A 23,397-nucleotide genomic window follows, 5' to 3' on the forward strand; every position below is an offset into this window, starting at 1 on the left:
CGGGTCCCGCACGCCCGGCGCGTGCGGGACCGCCCGCTGCCGCCTGATCCGGCGGGCCGGCCTGCCCTGAGCGGCAGCCGGCCCGCGCCGCCGCCCGCAGCGAACGAGCCCACCTCCACGCACGAAAGCGCCCCGATGCTAAGCCTGTTCCTGCGAACGGTCGATTTCATCTCCAAGGCCGCCGCCATTCTCGCCGGCCTGATGCTGGTCGCCGCCATGCTGGTGATCTGCGAGATGATCTTCCTGCGCTACGTGTTCCGCGCCCCGACCATCTGGCAGACCGACTTCGTGGTCTTCACCGCGACCGCCGCCGTCTTCCTCGGCTCGCCCTATGTGCTGCACACGCGCGGCCATGTGGGCGTCGACGTGATCGAGCTGATGTTCGCCCCGCCCGTGCAGCGCCTGCTCGGCATTACCGGGGCGCTGCTGGGGCTCCTCTTCGCCCTGTCGATGACGGTCGCCAGCGCCATGTTCTTCCACGAGGCCTATGTGAACGACTGGCACACCTCGTCGGTCGCGGCGATCACGCTGTGGATCCCGCTGCTCCCGCTTCCCGTCAGCTTCGCGCTGCTGTCGCTGCAATATGTGGCCGAGATCATCCGCCGCGTCTGCGCCCCCCTCGAGGCGGGAGAACGGGCATGATGAACCTCTCCCCCACCTCCTCGGGCATGCTCGTCATCGGCCTGCTGCTGGCGCTGCTGGCGACCGGCATGCCGATCGCCTTCGCGCTCGGCCTCACCGCCATTGGCGGGCTCGTGATGGCGAACGGCATCGGCGTGTTCGACGTGCTGGCCGAGACCATGTTCTCGGGCATCGCCAACCTCGCCTATGTGTCGATCCCGATGTTCGTGCTGATGGGCGCGGCGGTCGCCGCGACCCCGGCCGGGCGCGACCTCTACGAGGCGCTCGACCGCTGGCTGAGCCGGGTGCCGGGCGGGCTGGTGCTCTCCAACATCGGCGCCTGCGCCATCTTCGCCGGCATGACCGGCTCGAGCCCGGCCACCTGCGCCGCCATCGGCAAGATGGGCGTGCCGGAGATGCTCAAGCGCGGCTATCCGGCCACGGTCGCGACCGGCTCGATCTGCGCCGGCGGCACGCTCGGCATCCTCATCCCGCCCTCGGTGACGATGATCGTCTACGGCATCGCCACCGAGACCTCGATCGGCCGGCTGTTCCTGGCCGGTGTCATGCCGGGCCTCATGCTCACCGCCATGTTCATGGGCTGGGCGCTCTTCGACTGCCGGCGCAAGGGCTTCCGCTTCGACCAGCAGGCGACCCGCTTCACCTTCTCGCAGAAGCTCGTCGCCCTGCCGAAGGTCGCCCCGTTCCTGATCATCATCCTCGGCACGCTCTACGTGCTCTATGGCGGCGTGGCGACGCCGTCCGAGGCGGCGGGCGCGGGCGCCTTCCTCACCCTGTGCGTCGTCATCATCATGTACCGGCTGTGCCGGCCGAAGCCGATCATCGACATCTTCTCGACCACGCTGCGCGAGAGCGTGATGATCATGATGATCATGGCGTCGGCGGAGCTGTTCGCCTTCGCGCTGTCCTCGCTCTTCATCACCCAGACCGTCGCCTCCTCGATCGCCGCGCTGGAGGTGAACCGCTGGGTGCTGATGGGGGTGGTCAACCTGTTCCTGCTGCTGGCCGGCATGTTCCTGCCGCCGGTGGCGATCATCGTGATGTCGGCGCCCCTGCTCTACCCGATCATCGTCTCCTCGGGCTTCGACCCCTACTGGTTCGCGGTGGTGCTGACGATCAACATGGAGATCGGCCTCATCACCCCGCCGGTGGGGCTCAACCTGTTCGTGGTGAAGGCGATCGCGCCGCAGGTGCCGGCCAGCCAGGTGCTGAGCGGCGCCCTGCCCTATGTGCTGCTGATGATGCTGGGGATCCTGATCCTGAGCATCTTCCCGGGCATCGCCACCTGGCTGCCGGACTTCATCATGGGGCCGATCAACTGAGGCGGCGGCGTCCGCGCCGCAGCCTGCCGCATTTATGTCTATACATATTGGGAGGTTGCGTTAAACTCCCCTACCCCTATCGGGCGAGAGGGAGCGACGCGCAGTGACAGTCCAGACCGAGCCTGCCAAGGCGGCTGCGCCCGCTACGACGCTCCACCAGCGCATCCGCGCGGACCTCGAGACGCGCATCCTCTCCGGAGAATGGCCGCCCGGGCATCGAATCCCGTTCGAGCACGAGCTGATGGCGCAGTATGGCTGCGCCCGCATGACCGTCAACAAGGTCATCGCCGGGCTGGTGGGCGCCGGGCTGATCGAGCGGCGGCGTCGGGCCGGCTCCTTCGTCGCGCAGCCGCGCATCCATTCGGCGGTGCTGCGCATCCCGGACATCCCGGTCGAGATCGCCGCGCGCGGCGAGATCTACGATTACGAGCTGATTTCGAGCCGGCGCCGCCGCGCCACCGCCGAGGACCGGCTGGAGACGGCGCTCGCCGCCGGCGCCGAGGTGCTGGACCTCTCCTGCCGCCATCTCGCAAATGGGCGCCCCTTCGCGCTGGAGGAGCGGCTGATCGGCCTCGACACCGTGCCGGAGGCGGCGAAGGTCGATTTCAGCGCCGAGCCGCCCGGCTCCTGGCTGCTGCGCCACGTGCCGTGGACCGAGGCCGAGCACCGCATCAGCGCGGTCAACGCCTCCGCCCGCGTGGCGAATTCGCTCGCCGTCCCCAAGGGCACGGCCTGCCTCACGCTGGAGCGCCGCACCTGGCGCGCCAATGCCACGGTCACCTTCGTGCGGCAGATCTTTCGCGGCGACCTCTACGATCTCGTCGCCCGCTTCTCGCCCCAGGGCTGAGCTACGCCCGAAATACGAAGGGCCGCGGCACCCTCGCGCCGCGGCCCCCGTCGATCGATGCGGAAGGCGCGTGCCTCAGAAGCTCGCCTCGGTCACGTAGTCGGGCGTCGACATGGCGGTGCCGAACCACTTCTTCTGCAGCGCGGCGAGCCGGCCGTCATGCTTCATGGCGATGATGACCTTGTCCACCGCGTCCATCAGCGACTTGGCGTCCTCCGCCTTGGTGCCGATGAAGCCGAAATAGACCGGCTTGCCGAAGGGCGGCTCGACCACCTCGAACACGTCGGGCTTCTGCTTGGCGAGGAAGGCGATGTTCGGCAGCGAGTTCGCCACCGCCACGATGCGGCCGGCGCCGAGGTCCGCATAGGACTGGCTGAAGTCGATATATTCCTGGATGGTGGGCTCCGGCGACAGCGTCTTGGCGAATTCCTGGAGCTGGGCGAGCTGGGCGGTCGCCTTGCCCGAGCCGACCTTCTTGCCGGCGATGTCCTGCGGCTTGGTGATCGAGCCGTCGCCCTTCTTCTTCAGGATCGCCACCGTCGCGTCGGCGATCGGCGAGGTGAAGCGGTAGCGCTCCATGCGCGCCTTGGTGATGGTCGCCGGGCCCGCCACCATGTCGAACTTGCCGGCCTCGAGCCCCGGCAGCACGCTCGGCCACGGCAGGTCGAGGAAGGTGACCTTGACGCCGAGATCCTTGCCGATCTCCGCGAAGATCTCCTTGTTCATGCCCGCCTGCTTGCCGTCCTCGATGAAGTCGAACGGCGCGAACTGCAGTTCGGTGCCGACCGTCAGCTCGCCCTTGGCCTTCACCTTGGCGAGCAGGTCCTCGGCATGGCCGAGCCCCGCGAACGCCATGGAGGCGACCAGGGAGGTGGCGACGCCGAGGGCGGCGAGCCGGACGGCGCGTATCACGGCGTACCGCCGAGCGGGATGCTGCATAGGTCTCTCCTGTTCCCCGACTGTTCTCATCGGATGACGCAGATGTCTTCCGAAACTATTTGAATATGCAAGTGTATCCACAAGCCCCGCAGCACCGCAACAAGTCGAAAGACGGGGGCGCCCTCCGCCTTCAGGACGCCGCCCCTTCCTCCGACTGCCAGAAGACGTTGCGGTCGAAATAGTTCTGCAGGAACTGGCGCAGACGCGGGTTCGGGTCGCGGCGGAAGACCTCTTCCGGCGAGCCGCTCGCGGCGATCCGGCCGTGGTCGAGGAACACCACCGTGTCCGCCACCTGCGCCGCGAAGCCCATCTCGTGAGTCACCACGGCCATGGTCATGCCCTCGCCGGCGAGGTCGCGCATCACCTGCAGCACCTCGCCCACCAGCTCCGGGTCGAGCGCCGAGGTCGGCTCGTCGAACAGCATGATGTGCGGCTCCATGGCGAGCGCGCGGGCGATTCCGACGCGCTGCTGCTGGCCGCCGGAGAGCTGGCTGGGATAAGCGCCCGCCCGCGCCGACAGGCCGACCTTCTCCAGCATCGCGCCGGCGCGCCGTGCCGCCTCGTCCCCCGCGATCCCGCGCGCGAGGCGCAGCGGCGCCGCCACGTTCTCCAGCGCCGTCATGTGCGGCCACAAATTGAACTGCTGGAACACGAAGCCGACATTGCGCCGCACCCGCGCCACCTCAGCCTCGGAAACGCGCCGGCGCTTGCCGCCCTCCTGCGCGAAGCCGAGCAGCTCGCCCTCGATGTAGATCTCGCCCTCGCTGTATTCCTCGAGGAAAGCGATGCAGCGCAGCAGGGTCGACTTGCCCGAGCCGGACGGCCCGATGATGCAGGTGACGTCCGACTTGTTGATCGACAGGTCGATGCCCTTCAGCACCTCGGTCGCGCCGAAGCGCTTCCACACGCCGCGCACGTCGATGATCGGCCCTTCGCTCATATCCGCCCTTTCCGGTCAGCCCTGCGCGCGCAGCATGAAGCGGCCGACCCGCTTCTCCAGCCGGCGCGCGGCGGCGGTGACGATTTCAAGCAGCGCCCAGTAGACGAGCGCGAGGAACAGCAGCGTCTCGGCAAAGGCGAAGGTGGTGGAGCCGATCGACTGCACCACCGAGGTCAGCTCGTTCACGGTGATGACCGAGAGCACCGCCGTCTCCTTCGACAGCAGCACCGTCATGTTGGCGAGCGCCGGCAGGATGATGACCAGCATCTGGGGAAGCTGCACGTGGCGCACGATGTCGAGCCGGCCGATCCCCATCATCCGCGCCGCCTCGATCTGGCCCGGCGACACGGAGACGAAGCCGGCGCGGAAGATCTCGGCGAAATAGGCCCCGCCATAGAGCGCCAGTCCGCAGATGCCGGCGGTCAGTGGCGACAGGTCGAGCCCGAAGGAAGGTCCGCCATAATAGATGACGAAGAGCTGGATCAGGAACGGCGTGCCCCGCATCAGCGCGACGTAGAAGGTCAGCGGCGCCGCCACCCAGCGATTGGTGAAGAGCTGCAGCGTGGCGACGACGAGCCCGATGGCGAGGCCGAGCACCGTGCCCACCACCCAGATCAGGAGCGTCAGCACCAGCCCGTCGAGCAGGTCGCGCCAGTTGTCGAGGAGGATGGCCGGATTGAAGGTCATCGCGCCGCCTCAAGCTGGAAGCGGCTTTCGAGCAGCGCGCCGAGCAGGGTGATGACGCCGTTGATGACGAAATAGATCGCCCCGGCGGTGAGATAGATCTCCAGCGGCTGGAAGGTGGAGGTGGCGATGTTCTGGGCGAGCCGGGTCAGCTCCAGCACCCCCACCACCGAGATCAGCGAGGAGGCCTTCACCATCATCGTCGTCTCGTTGACGAGCGAGGGCAGCGTGAAGCGCACCGCCAGCGGCACCTCGATGCGGGTGAGGATCTGCGTCCGCGACAGCCCGACCATCCGCGCCGCCTCGATCAGCCCGGCCGGAATGCCGAGAAAGCCGCCGCGCAGGATCTCGGTGATGTAGGCGCCGGTGCACAGGGCGAGCGTGCCCACCGCCGCCACAGAGGACGGCACGTTGATGCCGACCAGCGGCAGGCAGTAATAGGAGATCAGCAGCTGCACCAGCAGCGGCACGCCGCGGAAGAAACTGACATAGAAGGCCGAGACCCGGCGCGCGGCTGGTGACGTGGAAAGCCGCGCCGCGCACATCAGCGTGCCGATGCAGAAGCCGATCGCCACCGAGGTCAGCGAGTAGACCACGGTCCACACCGAGGCCTCCAGCAGCAGCGGCAGCGACTTGATGATGATCGTCGTGTTGAACATCAACGCTCCAGTTGGCCCGCCCCGCCCGATGCCCTATCGCCCCGCCCGTGGGCGAGGTAGCGGGGCCGCCAGTCCCGACCGGCACGCGAATGCCGGCGGGAATGACGAAGAGTGAGGCTGGAAGCAGGATGGCGGCCAAATGCCGAACGGCCAAGCGCCTTTCGGCGAATGCTAGGCGGCGCCCACAGCTTCGCCCTTCTGCCGGCGGGCGCGGGCGTAGCGGTTCTCGGGCGTGGGCAGGCCGAGATTGGCGCGCAGCGTGGTGCCCTCATAGTCGTCGCGGAACAGCCCGCGCCGGCGCAGCTCCGGTACCACCAGCTCGGTGAAGTCCTCGAGCGCCGAGGGAAGGGTCGGGCACATGACGATGAAGCCGTCGGCCGCCCGTCCCTCGAACCACTCCTCCATGAAGTCGGCGACCAGCGCCGGCGTGCCGGTGATGCCGTTGCCGGTGTGCTTCTCGCTGTAGAGGCGGATCAGCTCGCCTACCGTGTGGCCCTTCATCACGAAGCTGGTCAGTTCGTCGAACAGCGCCTTGGAGCCCTTGGGCGTCGCCGGCAGGCGGTCCTTGGGGAACGGCTCGTCGAGCGGCACGCCCGAGAGGTCCGCCTCCAGGAACTCGGCGAGCATCTGCCGCCCGGCGTCCGGATGCAGCTTGTCGGCGAGGTAGCGGACCTTCTCTCGCGCCTCGCTCTCCGTGCGCCCGACATTGATGACCGCGCCGGGCATCACCTTCAGCTCGTCCGGCCCGCGGCCGTACTTCGCCATGCGGTCCTTGAGGGTCGCGTAGAAGGCCTGGCTGCGCTCGAGATTGGAGGCCAGCGAGAACACCACCTCCGCCGTCTCCGCCGCGAGCTCGATGCCCGCTTCCGAGCCGCCCGCCTGCGCAATCACCGGCCGGCCCTGCGGCGAGGCGGCAATGTTGAGCGGGCCACGCACCTGGAAGTGCTTGCCCTTGTGGTCGAGCGTGTGGAGCTTTTCCTTGTCGTAATAGATGCCGCTCTCGCGATCGAGCTTCAGCGCGTCGGGCTCGTAGCTGTCCCACAGCCCGAACATGACGTCGACGAACTCCTTGCCGCGCTCGTAGCGCAGCGCGTGCGGGTCGAGCCCCTCGCGGTTGAAGTTGTAGCCGGTCTCGTCATGGTCCGAGGTGACGACGTTCCAGCACGCCCGCCCCCCGCTGAGATGGTCGATCGAGGCGAAGATGCGGGCGAGGTTGAAGGGCTCGTAATAGGAGGTCGAGGCGGTCGCCACGAGGCCGAGATGCGAGGTCGAGACCGCCAGCGCCGAAAGCAGCGTCATCGGCTCGAAGCGGTTCATCTTGGTCGGCATGCGGCACAGGGCTTCGGGGTCGCCCACGGCGGCGGCGGGCGAATCCGCCATGAACATGAAGTCGAACTTCGCCGCCTCGGAGATCTGCGCCACTTTAAGAAGATGACGGAAATCATTGGCACCGTTCACATCGCATCCCGGGTGAAGCCAGCCGGCGGGATTGTAGCCGAAGGTATAGACGAAGGTCCCGAGCTTCAGCTTGTCCGAACGACGCATCCTGGCGGCCTCCTCTCGACCCAAAGCAGCGCTGTTATTGTATAGACTTAATTTCCGTGCCCGTCGGCGACTTCCCACAACTCGATGACGTAGCAGATGGTCGCATGGTCGGCCTCGATGCGGGTCGGCGCGTCGAGCATCGCGGCGTCGAGCCGCTCCAGCCGCTCGCCGCCGACGCGCAGCCCCGGCGAGAGCGCCAGCACCAGCATGATGCCGCCGCCGGGCGCCAGAGTCACCGGCGCGTCGACTATGCGCCGGGTGAGCCGGTGGGCGTGGCGCCCGCGACGGCTCATCACGTTGAGGTCGGTGATCGGCCCGCCGATCAGGGCCGCCCGCGTCGGCACGTCGCCGGGAAAGACCGCCGGCTCGCTCTCGCCCGTCAGGCGGCGCGGCGGTGCGCCTTCCACCTCCAGCACGATCCCCTCGCCCTCCAGCACCGCCAGCGTGCGGTCGATGCCGGGGAAGGTCGAGAACGCCCCGTCCTCGACCACGCCGGCCATGCTCACCCGCCAGTCGAAGCTGTCGAGCGAGGCGCCGGGCGGGGCGATCGCGATCTGCGTGGTCGCGCCGGCGCCGTTCTTCCACGGCATGACGATATGGTCGCCGGCGTGCAGCAGACGCATCAGCCGAGGATCCCCGGCAGGTTGAGCTGGTGCTCCTTCGCGCATTCGATGGCGATCTCGTAGCCCGCATCGGCGTGGCGCATCACGCCCGTCGCCGGGTCGTTCCACAGCACCCGGGCGAGGCGCGCATCGGCGTCCTCGGTGCCGTCGCAGCAGATCACCATGCCGGCATGCTGGGAAAAGCCCATGCCGACGCCGCCGCCATGGTGCAGCGACACCCAGGTCGCGCCGGAGGCGGTGTTGAGCAGGGCGTTGAGCAGCGGCCAGTCGGACACGGCGTCGGAGCCGTCGCGCATCGACTCGGTCTCGCGGTTGGGCGAAGCGACCGAGCCGGAATCGAGGTGGTCGCGGCCGATGACGACGGGCGCCTTCAGCTCGCCCTTGCGCACCATCTCGTTGAAGGCGAGGCCGAGCCGGTGCCGGTCGCCCAGCCCCACCCAGCAGATGCGCGCCGGCAGGCCCTGGAAGTGGATGCGCTCGCGCGCCATGTCGAGCCAGTTGTGCAGATGCGCGTTGTCGGGGATCAGCTCCTTCACCTTGGCGTCGGTCTTGTAGATGTCCTCCGGGTCGCCCGAGAGCGCCGCCCAGCGGAACGGGCCGACGCCGCGGCAGAACAGCGGGCGGATATAGGCCGGCACGAAGCCGGGGAAGTCGAAGGCGTTGGTCACGCCCTCCTCCAGCGCCATCTGGCGGATGTTGTTGCCGTAATCGACGGTCGGGATGCCGGCGTGGAAGAAGTCGAGCATCGCCTTCACATGCACCGCCATCGAGGCCTTGGCGGCCTTGGCGACGCCGGCGGGGTCGGACTGCTTGCGGTCCTCCCACTCGGAGAGCGTCCAGCCGATCGGCAGGTAGCCGTTCACCGGATCATGGGCGGAGGTCTGGTCGGTCACCATGTCCGGCTTCACGCCGCGCTTCACCAGCTCCGGCAGGATCTCGGCGGTGTTGCCGAGCAGGCCGACGGAGAGCGGCTTGCCCTCGGCGCAGGACTTCTCGATCATCGCCAGCGCCTCGTCGACGCCGGTGGTGTGGGTGTCGAGATAGCCGGTGCGCAGGCGGAATTCGATCGAGGACGGCCGGCACTCGATGGCGAGGCAGCTCGCCCCGGCCATGGTGGCGGCGAGCGGCTGCGCCCCGCCCATGCCGCCGAGGCCGCCGGTGAGGATCCACTTGCCCTTGAGGCTGCCGCCGAAATGCTGGCGGCCCATCTCGACGAAGGTCTCGTAGGTGCCCTGCACGATGCCTTGGGCGCCGATATAGATCCAGGAGCCGGCCGTCATCTGGCCGTACATCATGAGCCCCTTCTTATCGAGCTCGTTGAAGTGCTCCCAGGTCGCCCAGCGCGGCACCAGGTTCGAGTTGGCGATCAGCACGCGCGGCGCGTCCTTGTGGGTGCGGAACACGCCCACCGGCTTGCCGGACTGCACCAGCAGCGTCTCGTCCGCCTCCAGCGTCTTCAGCGTCGCGACGATCTTGTCGAAGCACTCCCAATCGCGCGCCGCCCGCCCGATGCCGCCATAGACCACCAGCTCGCCGGGCTTCTCGGCGACGTCGGGATCGAGATTGTTCATCAGCATGCGCATCGGCGCCTCGGTCAGCCAGCTCTTGGCGGCGAGCTCGGTACCGTGCGGGGCATGGATGACGCGCGAATTGTCGAGACGGGACATGAAGGCTCTCCTCAGGCGTGCGAGCGTGCGAAGGCAAGGCACGCTTTGAGAATGTCGGTAACGGCCGCCCGGCAGGGGGCGGCATAGGCGGGATCATAGTCGCTCGGCCAGTCCTGCGGACCGACGGGGCCAAGCTCCTCGGGCATGTAGGTGCGGCAGGCGAGCTCCATCTGCACGGCATGGACACCGCGCTCCGGCGCGCCGTAATGGCGGGTGATGTAGCCGCCCTTGAAGCGGCCATTGCTCACCCGGCTGAACGAGGTCGCGTCGCAGATGCGCTCGACCTCGGCCTGCAGCTCCGGCGCGCAGCTCGCCCCGGAATTGGTGCCGATGTTGAAGTTCGGCAGCGTGCCCTCGAACAGGCGCGGAATGACCGATCGGATCGAATGGCAGTCATAGAGCGAAACGGTGCCGTGGACGCTTCGCGCGTGCTCGATCTCCGCTTCGAGGGCTGCGTGGTAGGGATCGAACCAGCGCGCCCGGCGCATCGCCACGTCCGGCGCCCTGCCCTCCTTGTAGAGCGGCTCGCCGTCGAAGGTGGTGGTCGGGCACAGCTCGGTCGTCGCCTGCCCGGGATAGAGCGAGACGCCCGAGGGATCGCGGTTCACGTCGATCGCCGTGCGCGAGACCGAGGTGCGCACCACGCTCGCCCCGAGATCGGCGGCGAAGTCGTAGAGCTTCTCGATCCACCAGTCCGCATCCTTGCGCGCCATCCAGGGCGAGACGAGATCGCCCGCGATCTCCTCGGGGATGTCGGTGCCGGTGTGGGGCAGCGAGACGACGAGCGGCGCAGTGCCGCGATGGACGGTGATGAAGTCGGGATGGCTCATGTCACTCCCCGCTGATGGCCGGCAGCATGTCCGCGGCGAGCGCGGCGACGGCGCCGGAGCGCACGAGCGCGTTCGCCGCCTCCATGTCCGGCGCGAAATGGCGGTCGTCGTCGAGATGGGGCACCTGCGCCCGCACCGCGGCGCGCACCTTCTCCAGCACCGGGCTGGAGGCGAGCGGCTGGTGGAAGTCGCAGCCCTGCGCGGCGGCGAGTAGCTCGATCCCGATCACGCAGACCGCGTTCTCCACCATACCGGCGAGGCGCCGGGCGCCATGGGCGGCCATGGAGACGTGGTCCTCCTGGTTGGCGGAGGTCGGGATGGAATCGACGCTGGCCGGATAGGCGCGCTGCTTGTTCTCGGAGACGAGCGCGGCGGCTGTGACCTGCGGGATCATGAAGCCGGAGTTGAGGCCGGGCTTCGGGGTGAGGAAGGCCGGCATGGTCGAGAGCGCGGGGTCGACCAGCATGGCGACGCGCCGCTCGCTGAGCGAGCCGATCTCGCACACCGCGAGCGCGATCATGTCGGCGGCGAAGGCGACCGGCTCGGCGTGGAAATTCCCGCCCGAGAGTGCCACGCCGTCCTCGGCGAAGATCAGCGGGTTGTCGGAAACCCCGTTGGCCTCGGTCCCCAACGTGGCGGCGGCCTGTCGCAGCACGTCGAGCGCGGCGCCCATCACCTGAGGCTGGCAGCGCAGGCAATAGGGATCCTGCACCCGCTCGTCGCCCACCAGATGCGAGGCGCGGATGGCCGATCCCTCCATCAGCCGGCGCAGTGCCTCCGCGGTCTCGATCTGGCCGCGATGCTTGCGAAGCTGGTGGATGCGCGGGTCGAACGGCGCGTCCGAGCCGCGCGCGGCGTCGGTCGAGAGCGCGCCCGTCACCAGTGCCGAGCGGAACAGGTTCTCGGCCTCGAACAGGCCGGCCAGCGCGTTGGCGGTGGAGAACTGCGTGCCGTTGAGGAGCGCGAGGCCCTCCTTCGGGCCGAGCTCGACCGGGGCCAGCCCCGCATCGGCAAGCGCGACGTCGGCCGGCAGCCGGACGCCGCCGACGAAGATCTCGCCGACCCCGATCATGGTCGCCGTCATGTGCGAGAGCGGGGCGAGATCGCCAGAGGCGCCGACCGAGCCCTGGCAGGGCACCACCGGGGTCAGCCCCTTGGCCAGCATCGCCTCCAGCAGCTTCAGCGTGCCCGGCTGGATGCCGGACGCGCCCTGGGCGAGGCTGGCGAGCTTCAGCGCCATCATCAGCCGCGCGATCGGCACCGGCATCGGCTCGCCGACGCCGGCGGCGTGGGAGAGCACGATGTTGCGCTGGAGCTTCGCCAGATCCGCATCGCCGATCTTCACCGTGGCGAGCTTCCCGAAGCCGGTATTGATGCCATAGACCGGCTCGCCGCGGGCGAGGATGTCCGCAACCGCCTTCGCCGAGCGCTCCACGGCCGGCAGGCAGGCAGGGTCGAGACGGACGCCTGCGCCGCGATAGACCGCCCGCCACTCGGCGAGGCTCACATCGCCCGGCTTGAGAACAATATCGCTCATTGACCCCTCCACACCCGCATATGCAGCGGGTTGAAACCCATGCGGTAGACCAGCTCGGCCGGCCGCTCGATGTCCCAGATCGCGAGGTCGCAGCTCTTGCCGGCCTCCAGCGTTCCGACCTCGTCGAGCCGCCCCAGCGCCCGCGCCGCCTCGCGCGTCACCCCGGCGACGCACTCGTCCACCGTCATGCGGAACAGGGTCGCGCCCATGTTCATGGTCAGCAGCAGCGAGGTCAGCGGCGAGGTGCCGGGATTGCAGTCGGTGGCCAGCGCCATATGTGTGCCGTGCTGCCGGAACAGGTCGACCGGCGGCATCCTGGTCTCGCGGATGAAGTAGCACGCGCCCGGGAGCAGCACCGCGACCGTGCCGGCCTTCGCCATGGCGGCGGCGCCGTCCGCGTCCGTATGTTCGAGATGGTCGGCCGAGAGCGCGCCGAAACCGGCGGCGAGCCGGGCGCCATGGAGATTGGAGAGCTGGTCCGCATGCAGCTTCACCGGCAGCCCCAGAGCACGCGCCGCCTCGAACACGCGGGCGACCTCGTCGGGCTGGAAGGCGATGCCCTCGCAGAAGGCGTCGACCGCGTCCGCCAGCCTCTCCTGCGCGATCTCGGGCAGCATGGCGATGACGGCGTCGACATAGCCGCTGCGGTCGTCCTTGAACTCGGGCGGCAGGGCGTGGGCGCCGAGGAAGGTGGTCGTCACCGAGACCGGACGTTCGCCGCCGAGCGCCCGGGCGGCCCTCAGGCTCTTCAGCTCGGCATCCTGCGACAGCCCATAGCCCGATTTCACCTCGACCGTGGTGACGCCCTCGGCCAGCAGCGCGTCGAGCCGGCGCAGCGCGGAGGCGACGAGCTCGCCCTCGCTCGCCTCGCGGGTCGCCTTCATGGTGGAGACGATGCCCCCGCCCGCCCGGGCGATCTCCTCATAGGAGGCGCCGGCGAGCCGCAGCTCGAATTCGTGCGCGCGGTTGCCGCCGAACACCAGATGGGTATGGCAGTCGATCAGCCCCGGCGTGATCCAGCGGCCCTCGCAGTCGACGCTCTCGGCCGCGTCGAAGGCCGGCGCGTCGGAGGCGGGGCCGGCATAGGCGATTCGCCCGTCCAGGGCGGCGACCAGCCCGTCCTCCACGACACCGAGGCCGGGACGCGCCGGATCGAGCGTCGCCAGCCTCGCCCCACGCCATATGCGGTCGCAGCGCATCGGTTCCCCTTCTCGATTACGGCGATTGCGTTTGGCAGTCGCGCGGATAATGTCTATACATAATCGCATCCAATTTGGCTTGTCCATAGCGTCGAGGGAGAGATGCCGCGATGACCCACCTCTGGTTCGAGACCGCCCTCCTTCCCACCGGCTGGGCGTCGGACGTCGCCATCGACATGGTGAGGGGACAGATAGCGGCCGTCACCCCCGGCACCGCGCCTTCGGCGGGTGACGAGCGCCACGCCCTCGCCCTGCCCGGCCTGCCCAATCTCCACAGCCATGCCTTCCAGCGCGCCTTCGCCGGCGGCACCGAGGTGCGCGGCCCCACCGGCGACAGCTTCTGGACCTGGCGCGAAGCCATGTATCGCGCGGTCGACCGCATGGACCCGGAGGATGTCGAGGCCATCGCCGCGCAGGTTTATGTGGAGATGCTGGAGGCCGGCTACACCCGCGTCGGCGAATTCCATTATCTCCACCACGACCGCGACGGCTCGGCCTATGCCGATATCGGCGAGCTCGCCCAGCGCATCGCGGCGGCGGCGCAGCAGACCGGCATCGCCCTCACCCTGCTGCCGGTGTTCTACGCCCATGGCGGCTTCGGGGCCCAGGCGCCCAATCACGGCCAGCGCCGCTTCATAAACGACGTCAACAGCTTCGGGCGGCTTATTGAATCGGCTCGGAAGGCAGCGGCGGCCCTGCCGGACGCCGTCGTCGGCATCGCGCCGCACAGCCTGCGCGCCGCGACCGCCGAGGAGATCGCCGCGATCCTGCCGCTGGCCGAGGGCGGTCCCGTCCACATCCATGTCGCCGAGCAGACCAAGGAAGTCGAGGACTGCATCGCCTGGTCCGGCCGCCGGCCGGTCGAGCACCTGCTCGACAACGCCCCAGTCGACGGTCGCTGGTGCCTGATCCACGCCACCCACATGACCGGCGAGGAAACCCGCCGCATGGCGGCGAGCGGCGCGGTGGCGGGGCTGTGCCCGATCACCGAAGCCAATCTCGGCGACGGCATCTTCCCGGCGCCGGACTTCGTGGCCGCCGGCGGGCGGTACGGCGTCGGCTCCGATTCCAACGTGCTGATCGACGTCGCCGGCGAGCTACGCCTGCTGGAATATTCCCAGCGCCTCGCCCATCGCGCCCGCAACGTCCTTGCCATCAGCGAGGGCAAATCGACCGGCGGCGCGCTGTTCGCGGCGGCACTGGAGGGCGGCGCACAGGCGCTCGGGGCGCCGACCCCGGAGGCCCAGGCGCTCGGGACCCGCGCCGGGCTCGCCATCGGCGCGCCGGCGGACATCGTCACCCTCGACATCAACCACCCCGCCCTCGCCGGCCGCAAGGGCGCGGCGGCGCTCGACGCCTGGATCTTCGCGGCGGCGCGTCCGGCCGTTGACTGCGTCTGGCGGCGCGGCGACAAGCTGGTGGTGGGCGGTCGCCACCGCGCCCGCCTGCCGGTCGAGGCGCGCTTCCGCGCCGCGCTGGGCCGAATCGCGTCCTGATTGGAGAGATCGATGGCGCCGCAGTTCTTCATGGTTCCCGGCGCCCCGACGCCGGTCGCCCCGTTCAGCCACGCCGTCGAGGCCGATGGCTGGGTCTTCGTCACCGGCCAGATGCCGACCTGGCCCGACGACGATTCCCGCCCCCTGCCCGAGGGTGTCGAGGCGCAGACCCGGCGGGTGATGGACAATCTGGTGCTGGTGCTCGCCGGCATCGGCCTCGACCTCAGCCATGTCGTGCAGGCGCGCATCTACCTCACCGAGTTCAAGCGCGACTACCCGGCGATGAACGCGGCCTATGCGTCCTATTTCCCGGCCGACCGGCGCCCGGCGCGCACCTGCATCGGCGTCACCGGCCTCGCGCGCGACGCGCTGGTCGAGATCGACTTCGTCGCCCGCCGGCCCTGAGGCTCACTGCCGCGCCAGCGCGAGGAGACCCTCCAGCGTCGCGGCATCGCCGAGCGCGGCGGCCTTCTCGCGCGGGGCGAGGAGGCCGAGCGCCGTCTCCAGATCGCGCGCATCCTCCACCTTCGCCCGCGCCACCAGCCGCTCGGGCGCATAGTCGCCTGCCCGGCGCTCGCCGCCATCGGCGAGCATCGCGCGGTGGGCGGCGAGAAGCTCGGGGTCGTGCACCAGCCGCTCCACCGCTTCGCCGCTCTCCTGCTGGCTGTCGATCTCCTGCGCGAACTGCCAGGCGCGCGTGAGCACCTCGGGCGGGTGTGCCTCCTCCGGAATGGTCATGAGCCCGGCGAAGAGCCGGCGCACGCCGCCGGTCCACACCACCAGCGGCACGGCCAGCACCAGCCCGAGTACCACCGGCGTCATCCACAGGAACAGCGGCAGCGAGATCGCCAGCGCCGCCCCGCCCAGCAGCACGCCGAACAGCGTGTGCGGTGTGAAATGCTTCAGCGTCTCGGGCACGCTCACGCTGCCATCGTCGCGACGCTGCGGCTGCCAGCCGCCGTCCTGCCCGGCGAGGATGCCCATCACCGCCGCCGACTGCGCCAGCATCATCACCGGCGCGGCGAGGCCGGCGATCAGCGTCTCGCTCAGCAACCCCGCCAGCGCCCGCAGGCCGCCGCCGAAGCCGCGCCGCACCTCGCCATGGCGCAGCATCAGCAGGTAGCCGATGAGCTTGGGCGCCAGCAGCACCGACATGGTGCCGATGAACACCCAGGCGGCGCGGATCGGGTCCTGCGCCGGCCAGCTCGGGAAAAGCGAGAACTCGGACGGGAAATAGTCCGGCGGCACGAAGCGCGCCTGCAGGGCGGTGAGCAGGCCGGCGAGCAGCATGGCGAGCCACAGCGGCGCCGTCACATAGGAGCCGATACCGACCAGCATGTGCATCCGGCTGACCAGGTGCAGGCCGCGCGCCGGCAGCACCGCGGCGTGCTGGAGGTTGCCCTGGCACCAGCGCCGGTCGCGCACGGCGAGGTCGGTGAGCGAGGGCGGGCCCTCCTCGTAGGAGCCCTCCAGCCACGGCACCATGTGCACGGCCCAGCCGCCGCGCCGGATCAGCGCCGCCTCGACGAAGTCGTGGCTGAGGATGTGCCCGCCGAACGGCTTGCGCCCGGTGAGGTGCGGCAGCCCGGCGCATCCGGCGAAGGCGCGGGTGCGGATGATGGCGTTATGGCCCCAGTAATTGCTCTCCGGCCCGTGCCACCAGGCGAGGCCGCGCGCGATCAGCGGGCCGTAGAGCCGGCCGGCGAACTGCTGCATCCGCGCGAACAGCGTGCGCCCGCCCACGATCACCGGCAGGGTCTGGATCAGCCCGACCTTCGGGTTGCTCTCCATGGCGGCGGCGATGCGTACCACGCAGTCGCCGCTCATCACGCTGTCGGCGTCGAGCACCAGCATGCACTCATAGGCGCCGCCGAAGCGGGTCACCCACTCGGCGATATTGCCGGCCTTGCGGTCGATGTTGCGGGCGCGGCGGCGGTAGAACAGGCGCTCGCCGCCGCCGGTGCGCTCGCGCAGCGCGAGGAATGCGGCTTCCTCCTCAACCCACACATCGGCATCGGTGGTGTCGCTGAGGATGAAGAAGTCGAACGCCTCGATCGCGCCCGTCGCCGCGATCGATTCATAGGTCGCCTGCAGCCCGCCGAACACCCGCGCCGGCGCCTCGTTATAGGTCGGCATCAGGATCGCGGTCCGCTGCGCCAGCGCCGGCAGCGGCGCGGACGGGTCGATGCCGAGTTCGCCCGGGCGATGGCTCAGCATGGCGATCGCGCCGCCGAGCGCATTGGTGAAGGAAAAGCCGATCCAGGCGAACAGCACCACGAACAGGCCGAGCACCGCCATTTCCAGCAGCGTCAGCCCGCCGACCTCCAGCACCTCGTACATCTCACAGGCCGCGAAGCCCGTCATCAGCGCCGCCCCGCCGATGACGAAGAGCCGCCGGACGATCAGCGAACCGCGCAGTGCCGGCGGATGAAGCGCCTCCACCCTCTCGGCAAGCGACTGCTCGGGCATGTCGATCGGCGCCGGCGGGGGAAGCGCGGACGCGATGGAGGGCGGCAGGGCCGCGATCCCGCCGCCGGGTTCGGCGCGCATGGTCGCTACGCCGTCCATCGATAGACCCAGGTCTCGGCCAGCTTCTCCTCGCCGCGCAGGAACTCGGCGCGCATCTCGGAAAGGTCGGCGCCCTGCGGCTCGAAATTGAACGAGATCCGCCACCCCTGAATGTCGGGATTGGGCCGGAGCACTATGTCCGACACCTTGCCCTTGCTGGCCGTCACCGGTGCGGAGAGGCCTTCGGGCGAGAGCCCCTTCACCTTGTCGCCCACCACGTCGAGCACGAACAGCCGGCGCTCGTCCGTGCCGCCCACGCGCGTGGCGCCGAAGCGGCCGATATCCGCCTTGTCGGGACCGTCCCAGCCCCAGTGCAGGCGGTAGGTGCTGTAATATTCGCGGCCCTTGCGCAGCGGCTCCTTCGGACGCCAGAAGGCAACGATGTTGTCGTGCACCTCCTCGGGCGTGGGGATCTCGACCAGGATCACCGCGCCGTCCCCCCAATCGCCGATTGGTTCGACCCAGACGCTGGGGCGCTTCTCGTAGCGCGCCTCGAGGTCCTGATAGTCAAAGAAGGAGCGCTGGCGCTGCATCAGTCCGAAGCCGCGCATATTGGTGCTGGCGAAGGAGGAAATCTGCAGCCGCGAGGGGTTCGACAGCGGCCGCCACAGCCGCTCGCCGGTGCCGGTGAGGATGGAGAGCCCGTTGGCGTCGCACACCATGGGGCGGAAATCGTCGACGCCCTCGCGGTCGTTCGGGCCGAACATGAACATGCTGGTCAGCGAGCCGATCCCGACCTGGTCGACATCGACCCGCGGGTAGAGCGTCATCTCCACCGTGATCAGCGTCGAGTCGCCGGGGCGGATGGTGAAGCGGTGCGCCGCCGCCGCGCTCGGGCTGTCGAGCAGCGCGTGCACGACCACCGAATCGACGCCCGGCTGCGGCTTCTCGATCCAGAACGCCTTGAAAATCGGGAATTCCTCGCCGCCGGAGTCGCCGGTCTTGATGGAGAGGCCGCGCGCCGAGGTGCCGTAGCCCTGCCCCTTGCCGATGGCGCGGAAATAGCTCGCGCCCTGGAACACCGCGACCTCGTCGAAATAGTCCGGCCGGTTGATCGGGCTGTGCAGCCGGAAGCCCGAGAAGCCGAGGTCGAGCTTCGGGTCGGGTGCCTTCAGCCCGTGCTCGAAGCGGAACATGTTGGGGTTGTAGGGGAGCAGTTGCGCCTTGCCGCCGTCGACGAGATGGATGTCGACCTTGTCGCGGAACAGGAAGCCGCGATGCAGGAGTTGCACCTGGAACTTCGAATCCTCGCCCCGCCACAGCGCCTGGTCGGCGTTGAAGCGGATGTTGCGGTAGTCGTCATAGCTGAGCTTGTCGAGCTCGGACGGCAGGCTGCGGTCGCTCGCGGCATAGGGCTGGGTGGCGAGTTCGCGGGCGAGCTGGCGCACGGTCTGGGCGTCGAACGGGCTTTCCTTGCCGGCCTTGCCGGCCTCCGCCTCGGCGGGCGCGATTCCCCCGGACATCAGCATGCCCGGCAACGCCGCCAATGCCGGCACCAGCGCGGCCCCGATCAACACCTCCCGACGACGCATGCCCGACCTCGCTTTCCCCATCGTGCCGCGGATGCTGCGTCGCGGCACCGGAACAAGCGCTGAACGGGAATTCGGTTCCCGCGCGGTGGTATCGCGCGAGGGCGTGCGTAGAGGGGTCGGCGCCGGAACAAAAAAACCCGCCGGCCACGAGGGCCGACGGGTGGGCAGGCGGGAATCGGTCGGCTCAGACGACCTTGACGGTGAGCGTGGCGACGCCGTCGACGCCGCCTTCCATCACGTCGCCGCGCTGGATCGCGCCGACGCCGGCAGGCGTGCCGGACATGATGACGTCGCCGGGCTGCAGCTCGAACAGGCCGGAAAGGTAGGAGATCATCTCCGGCACCTTCCAGATCATCTGGTTGAGGTCGCCGATCTGGCGCTGCGTGCCGTTGACGTTCAGCCACAGCTTGCCCTGGTCGGGATGGCCGATCTTCGAGGCCGGGATCAGCGCCGAGCACGGGGCGGACGCCTCGAACGACTTGCCGACCTCCCACGGGCGGCCGAGCTTCTTGGCCTCGCCCTGCAGGTCGCGGCGGGTCATGTCGAGACCGACACCGTAACCCCACACATGCTCCATGGCCTTTTCGACCGGGATGTTGACGCCGCCCTTACCGAGCGCGACCAGCATCTCCATCTCGAAATGCACGTCGCTGGACTTGTCCGGATAGGGGAAGGTGCCGTTGGTGATGACGTTGTCGGGGTTCTTCTGGAAGAAGAAGGGCGGCTCCTTGTTGGGATCGTGGCCCATCTCGATCGCATGCTCGGCATAGTTGCGGCCGACGCAGTAGATGCGGTGGATCGGGAACAGCTTGTCCGAATCCGCGACAGGCAGCGTCGGAATGCCGGGCGGCGTGATCACATAGGCGGAAGTGTCGATAGGCGCGTTCATCAGCGTGCTCCAGCGTAATAGTCGACGCGTTTTTCAATGGATTCGATAAGGGCGGACAACGCCATGGCGACGATGAACAGGATGATCGTCAGCGCCCAGAAGTTGTCCATGTCGAAGTTGCGGGAATACATCTCGAACAGTGCGCCGTAGCCGATGATCGAGACCAGCAACTGGCCGATCACCACGCCCTTGACGCCGCGGACGACGCCCAGCCGGATGCCGGCCAGGATCTCCGGCAGCGCCGCGAGCAGGATGATCTTGGTGTAGAGCTCGAAGGGCGAGGCCCCGTAGCTCTTCCCCATCTCAACGAGCGAGGGGGGCACGCTCTGAATGCCGGCGCGCGTGTCCAGCACGATGATCCACACGGCGAACAGGAACACGGTGACCACCACCGTGGTGTCGCCCATGCCGAACAGGATCATCAGCACCGGCACCAGCGCCGAGAGCGGCGCGGAGACGAAGATGTTGACCCAGATGCCGAACAGTTCGTCCGCCGCCTTGAACCGGCCCATCAGCACGCCGAGCACGACGCCGGCGATGATGGCGAAGAACATGCCGATCAGGAAGCTGTTCAGCGTCGTCACCGCCGCCGACTGCCAGCTCCCGGTCTGCACCAGGTGGAACGCCGCCACCAGCACCTCGGACAGCGGCGGGATGAGGAACATCACCCCGGAGCGTCCGACCACTTCCCAGATCACGCACCAGAAGACGAGCGAGGCCATCATCGGCACGCGGTAGCCAAAGAGTTTCATGGCTCCCTCCTCAGTCGACGTAGCGCTTGAGGCCCTGCCAGATCTCCTCGACCGTATCGAGATAGCCCTGGTCACGGCGGATGGCATCGGGACTTTCGTTGTGGTCGATGTCCGGCTCGATCACCTGCGCGATGCGCCCCGGCCGGCGGGAGAGGATGACGATGCGGTCCGAGCAGTAGACCGCCTCCTCGATCGAGTGGGTGACGAAGATGAAGGTCTTCTTCTCCAGCTCGACGAGGCGCAGCAGGTCTTCCTGGAACTTGCGGCGGTTCTGCTCGTCCACGGCCGAGAACGGCTCGTCGAGCAGCAGCACGTCCGCGTTCACCGCGAAGGCGCGGGCGAGGCCGACGCGCTGGCGCATGCCGCCGGAGAGCTCGTGCGGGTACTTGTTCTCGAAGCCGGTCAGGCCGACCTCGGCGATGTACTTGCGGGCGATCGACTGGCGCTCGTCCTTGCCCATGCCCTTCAGCTCGAGGCCGAAGGCGACGTTGCGCATCACCGTCGCCCACGGCATCAGCGCGAAGTCCTGGAACACGAAGGCGCGCTCCGGGCCCGGGCCGGTGACGACCTTGCCGTTGACCCGGATCTCGCCGGAAGTCGCGGGGATCAGGCCGGCGATGATCTTGAGCAGCGTGGTCTTGCCGCAGCCGGAGGGACCGAGCAGCGTCGTCAGCTTGCCGACCGGGAAGTCGAGGTCGATCGAGCGCAGCGCCTCGACGTCGTTGTACATCTTGCACACGCCGCGCACCTCGACGGCGACGTCGGCGCCGGAAGGCTGGGAGGCGGCTGCGGTGGCCTGGGCCGTGATATTCCGCATGGTCAGGACCTTCTCTTCTCGGGGCGCAGCACGCGAAGCTCGAAAGCCTCAAGCGCGGCCAGCGTCAGGGTCGACACCAGGATGATGGAGACGACGGCGGCGTACATCTCGGGATAGTCCGCCACCGAGCGGTGATAGGTGATGAGGTCGCCGATGCCGGTCGGGGTGATCAGCAGCTCGGCGAGGATCACGCCGATGAAGCCGGCGGCGAGGCCGAGGCGCAGGCCGGCGAAGATGACCGGGCTGGCATCGGGGATGATGATCTTGGTGATGCGCTGCCACCAGGTGCCCTGGAACGAGTAGCACATGGCCACCAGCGAGGGATTGGCGTTGCGCACCGCCTTGTAGCCGTTGAGCGCGATCACCGGCAGGGCGAGCATGATCACCGCCAGCGTCTTCGACAGCAGGCCGATGCCGTAGACGAAGGTGATGAGCGGGATCAGCGCCGCCATCGGCGCCGCCTGCAGCACCACGAACACCGGGGCGATCAGCCACTCGGAGAAGCGCGACAGCCCCATGACGATGCCGAGCGTCACGCCGAGAATGGCGGAGATGGCCACGCCGATGACGAGCGGCTGCAGCGTCTGCCCGTAGGCGGCGATGAGCGAGCCATCGAGCAGCATCTCGATGAAGGCGCGCAGCGTCTCGAGGAAGGTCGGGAAGGCGAAGCTGATAGGGATACGGCCGGCGATCTCCCAGGCCAGGCAGAAAAGACCGATCGACACGATGCGGAAGATCGATGCGCGATGCCGTGCCAGCCTCTGCCGCAGCGGCGAGGCCTCGGGCGGGTGGACGGCTCGCGAGGAGCCGTCCAGATGTGCGGGAGCCACCATCCGCTCCGCCTCAGTTCGTGCCGACCTTGGCGAGGGCACGGTTCAGCGGACCGAGGTCCCAGAAGTCCTCGACCTTCAGCTCCGACGGGTTGCCCTGAATCTGGCCGGCGATGGTGTAGAAGTCGAAGTCGTCCTTCGCCGCCGCCTCGCCGCCGCCGTTCGCCGGGAAGGCCCCGTTCTTCGCCAGCTCGGTGAAGAAGGGCGTGATCTCGGCGACCTGGTCGGCCGGCAGATCGGGGACGAGATTGTACTTCTTGCGCCACTCGGCGACGACCGCCGGGTTCTTGTTCACCTCACGCCAGGTGGTGAGGATCGACTCGACGATGACGTCGACTTCCTTCTGGTGGCTCTTGAGGAAGTCCTCGCGGGCGAACAGCACCTCGTCGGAGGCGTGCACGCCTTCCATCGGCAGCACGATGAACTTGCCCGGCGCCTTCTCCTGCAGGAGGTTGCGGCCGTTGGAGTCGACGATGCTGGCCTTGACGTTGCCCTGGAGCAGCGCGCCGGTGCGCACCTCGGAACCGGGGATGTAGCTGATCTTCGAATATTCGATGTCGTTGCGCTTGGCCATCAGCTTCATGATGGCCTCGGTGCCCGAGCCGCGCGAATGCACCGCGACTTCCTGCCCGTCGAGATCCTTCCAGGTCTTGTAGAACTCGGAATTGACGATCGGGTAGAACTGCAGCGTCGAGAGCTGCAGGAACATGCGCACCGGCACCTTCACCTTCTGGATGAGGGCGTAGGGGCCGCCCACGCCGATATCCGCCTGCCCGCTGACCACGGCCTGGGCCGCGATGTCCTCGGACTTGAGATAGGTCATCTGGATGTCGACGCCCTTCTCCTTGGCGAGCTCGAAGGCGGCGAGCAGGTGGAGGTTCTCGACACTCGCGATGTCGCCATAAGCGACCCGCACGGTGGCCTGCGCCGGCGCGGCGAAGGCGAGCATGGCGCCGCATGCGAGCGCAGCGGCTGATCCTGTAAGGCGTGAGATTTTCATGGGGACCTTCCTGAACATTCCGTTCTCCCGTTATTTTCCGCGGTTGATCCACGGTCGCCCCTAACCCCGCGAGGTTAGA

The 23,397-nt window shown here is 68.6% G+C and carries 22 protein-coding genes; 5 read left to right on the plus strand and 17 right to left on the minus strand.

The window, feature by feature from the left end; translation table 11 throughout:
• Positions 1–135: 135 nt before the first annotated feature.
• The 3 genes from NVS89_RS13250 to hutC all read left to right on the plus strand — a co-directional run bounded on the left by NVS89_RS13250 (position 136) and on the right by hutC (position 2,811).
• Positions 136–642: a TRAP transporter small permease subunit gene (locus NVS89_RS13250; protein ID WP_258733223.1), complete on the plus strand. Its 507-nt coding sequence runs from the start codon at positions 136–138 to the stop codon at positions 640–642.
• Positions 639–1,964, plus strand: coding sequence for a TRAP transporter large permease (locus tag NVS89_RS13255; RefSeq protein WP_258733224.1), 1,326 nt, complete (start codon positions 639–641; stop codon positions 1,962–1,964). The genes NVS89_RS13250 and NVS89_RS13255 overlap by 4 nt, the downstream gene beginning before the upstream one ends.
• 103 nt (positions 1,965–2,067) lie before the next feature.
• Entirely contained in the window at positions 2,068–2,811 is a 744-nt protein-coding gene (gene hutC, locus NVS89_RS13260; RefSeq protein ID WP_258733225.1) for a histidine utilization transcriptional repressor HutC, read from the plus strand.
• A gap of 75 nt (positions 2,812–2,886) precedes the next feature.
• Here hutC and NVS89_RS13265 read toward each other — a convergent pair whose 3' ends face one another.
• The 10 genes from NVS89_RS13265 to hutI all read right to left on the minus strand — a co-directional run bounded on the left by NVS89_RS13265 (position 2,887) and on the right by hutI (position 13,434).
• Positions 2,887–3,666: a transporter substrate-binding domain-containing protein gene (locus NVS89_RS13265; protein WP_258733310.1), complete on the minus strand. Its 780-nt coding sequence runs from the start codon at positions 3,664–3,666 to the stop codon at positions 2,887–2,889.
• A 214-nt stretch (positions 3,667–3,880) separates the two neighbouring features.
• On the minus strand, positions 3,881–4,690 hold the full coding sequence (locus NVS89_RS13270; RefSeq protein ID WP_309486221.1) for an amino acid ABC transporter ATP-binding protein: 810 nt from the start codon (positions 4,688–4,690) through the stop codon (positions 3,881–3,883).
• 15 nt (positions 4,691–4,705) lie between these two features.
• On the minus strand, positions 4,706–5,377 hold the full coding sequence (locus NVS89_RS13275; protein ID WP_258733226.1) for an amino acid ABC transporter permease: 672 nt from the start codon (positions 5,375–5,377) through the stop codon (positions 4,706–4,708).
• Positions 5,374–6,018 carry an amino acid ABC transporter permease gene (locus NVS89_RS13280; protein ID WP_374114571.1) on the minus strand — a complete coding sequence of 215 codons (645 nt, stop codon included), beginning with the start codon at positions 6,016–6,018 and terminating at the stop codon, positions 5,374–5,376. Before NVS89_RS13280 ends, NVS89_RS13275 begins: the two co-directional genes overlap by 4 nt.
• Before the next feature lie 186 nt (positions 6,019–6,204).
• Positions 6,205–7,578 (minus strand): LLM class flavin-dependent oxidoreductase, encoded by a 1,374-nt coding sequence (locus NVS89_RS13285; RefSeq protein WP_258733228.1) that lies wholly within the window; start codon positions 7,576–7,578, stop codon positions 6,205–6,207.
• Between the two features lie 47 nt (positions 7,579–7,625).
• Positions 7,626–8,201 carry a HutD/Ves family protein gene (locus tag NVS89_RS13290; RefSeq protein WP_258733229.1) on the minus strand — a complete coding sequence of 192 codons (576 nt, stop codon included), beginning with the start codon at positions 8,199–8,201 and terminating at the stop codon, positions 7,626–7,628.
• Positions 8,201–9,868, minus strand: a complete 1,668-nt coding sequence (gene hutU, locus NVS89_RS13295) for a urocanate hydratase (RefSeq protein WP_258733230.1) — start codon at positions 9,866–9,868, stop codon at positions 8,201–8,203. The genes NVS89_RS13290 and hutU overlap by 1 nt, the downstream gene beginning before the upstream one ends.
• A gap of 11 nt (positions 9,869–9,879) precedes the next feature.
• Complete coding sequence (hutG, locus tag NVS89_RS13300; protein WP_258733231.1) at positions 9,880–10,698, minus strand: N-formylglutamate deformylase; 819 nt, start codon at positions 10,696–10,698, stop codon at positions 9,880–9,882.
• A 1-nt stretch (position 10,699) separates the two neighbouring features.
• Positions 10,700–12,235 (minus strand): histidine ammonia-lyase, encoded by a 1,536-nt coding sequence (gene hutH, locus NVS89_RS13305; protein ID WP_258733232.1) that lies wholly within the window; start codon positions 12,233–12,235, stop codon positions 10,700–10,702.
• Positions 12,232–13,434, minus strand: coding sequence for an imidazolonepropionase (gene hutI, locus NVS89_RS13310; RefSeq protein WP_258733233.1), 1,203 nt, complete (start codon positions 13,432–13,434; stop codon positions 12,232–12,234). The genes hutH and hutI overlap by 4 nt, the downstream gene beginning before the upstream one ends.
• 110 nt (positions 13,435–13,544) lie before the next feature.
• Between hutI and NVS89_RS13315 the strand changes: the two genes are divergently transcribed.
• Positions 13,545–14,930 carry a formimidoylglutamate deiminase gene (locus tag NVS89_RS13315; protein WP_258733234.1) on the plus strand — a complete coding sequence of 462 codons (1,386 nt, stop codon included), beginning with the start codon at positions 13,545–13,547 and terminating at the stop codon, positions 14,928–14,930.
• Between the two features lie 12 nt (positions 14,931–14,942).
• Positions 14,943–15,335 (plus strand): RidA family protein, encoded by a 393-nt coding sequence (locus NVS89_RS13320; protein WP_258733235.1) that lies wholly within the window; start codon positions 14,943–14,945, stop codon positions 15,333–15,335.
• 3 nt (positions 15,336–15,338) lie between these two features.
• Here the strand turns inward: NVS89_RS13320 and mdoH are convergent, their stop codons facing one another.
• From mdoH to NVS89_RS13355, 7 genes are all read right to left on the minus strand, one after another.
• On the minus strand, positions 15,339–17,480 hold the full coding sequence (mdoH, locus tag NVS89_RS13325) for a glucans biosynthesis glucosyltransferase MdoH (protein ID WP_258733236.1): 2,142 nt from the start codon (positions 17,478–17,480) through the stop codon (positions 15,339–15,341).
• A gap of 5 nt (positions 17,481–17,485) precedes the next feature.
• On the minus strand, positions 17,486–19,030 hold the full coding sequence (locus NVS89_RS13330) for an OpgD/OpgG family glucan biosynthesis protein (protein WP_258733237.1): 1,545 nt from the start codon (positions 19,028–19,030) through the stop codon (positions 17,486–17,488).
• A 184-nt stretch (positions 19,031–19,214) separates the two neighbouring features.
• Positions 19,215–19,919: a fumarylacetoacetate hydrolase family protein gene (locus NVS89_RS13335; protein ID WP_258733238.1), complete on the minus strand. Its 705-nt coding sequence runs from the start codon at positions 19,917–19,919 to the stop codon at positions 19,215–19,217.
• On the minus strand, positions 19,919–20,671 hold the full coding sequence (locus NVS89_RS13340; protein WP_258733239.1) for an ABC transporter permease: 753 nt from the start codon (positions 20,669–20,671) through the stop codon (positions 19,919–19,921). Before NVS89_RS13340 ends, NVS89_RS13335 begins: the two co-directional genes overlap by 1 nt.
• A 10-nt stretch (positions 20,672–20,681) precedes the next feature.
• Positions 20,682–21,488 (minus strand): ABC transporter ATP-binding protein, encoded by an 807-nt coding sequence (locus NVS89_RS13345; protein WP_258733240.1) that lies wholly within the window; start codon positions 21,486–21,488, stop codon positions 20,682–20,684.
• 2 nt (positions 21,489–21,490) lie between these two features.
• The gene (locus tag NVS89_RS13350; protein ID WP_258733241.1) at positions 21,491–22,321 is read right to left on the minus strand and encodes an ABC transporter permease; all 831 of its coding nucleotides are present in this window, start codon (positions 22,319–22,321) and stop codon (positions 21,491–21,493) included.
• A 10-nt stretch (positions 22,322–22,331) separates the two neighbouring features.
• The gene (locus tag NVS89_RS13355) at positions 22,332–23,267 is read right to left on the minus strand and encodes an ABC transporter substrate-binding protein (RefSeq protein ID WP_374114572.1); all 936 of its coding nucleotides are present in this window, start codon (positions 23,265–23,267) and stop codon (positions 22,332–22,334) included.
• Positions 23,268–23,397: the final 130 nt, after the last annotated feature.

Source organism: Ancylobacter mangrovi (genome assembly GCF_024752355.1).
Taxonomy (GTDB): Bacteria; Pseudomonadota; Alphaproteobacteria; order Rhizobiales; family Xanthobacteraceae; genus Ancylobacter; species Ancylobacter mangrovi.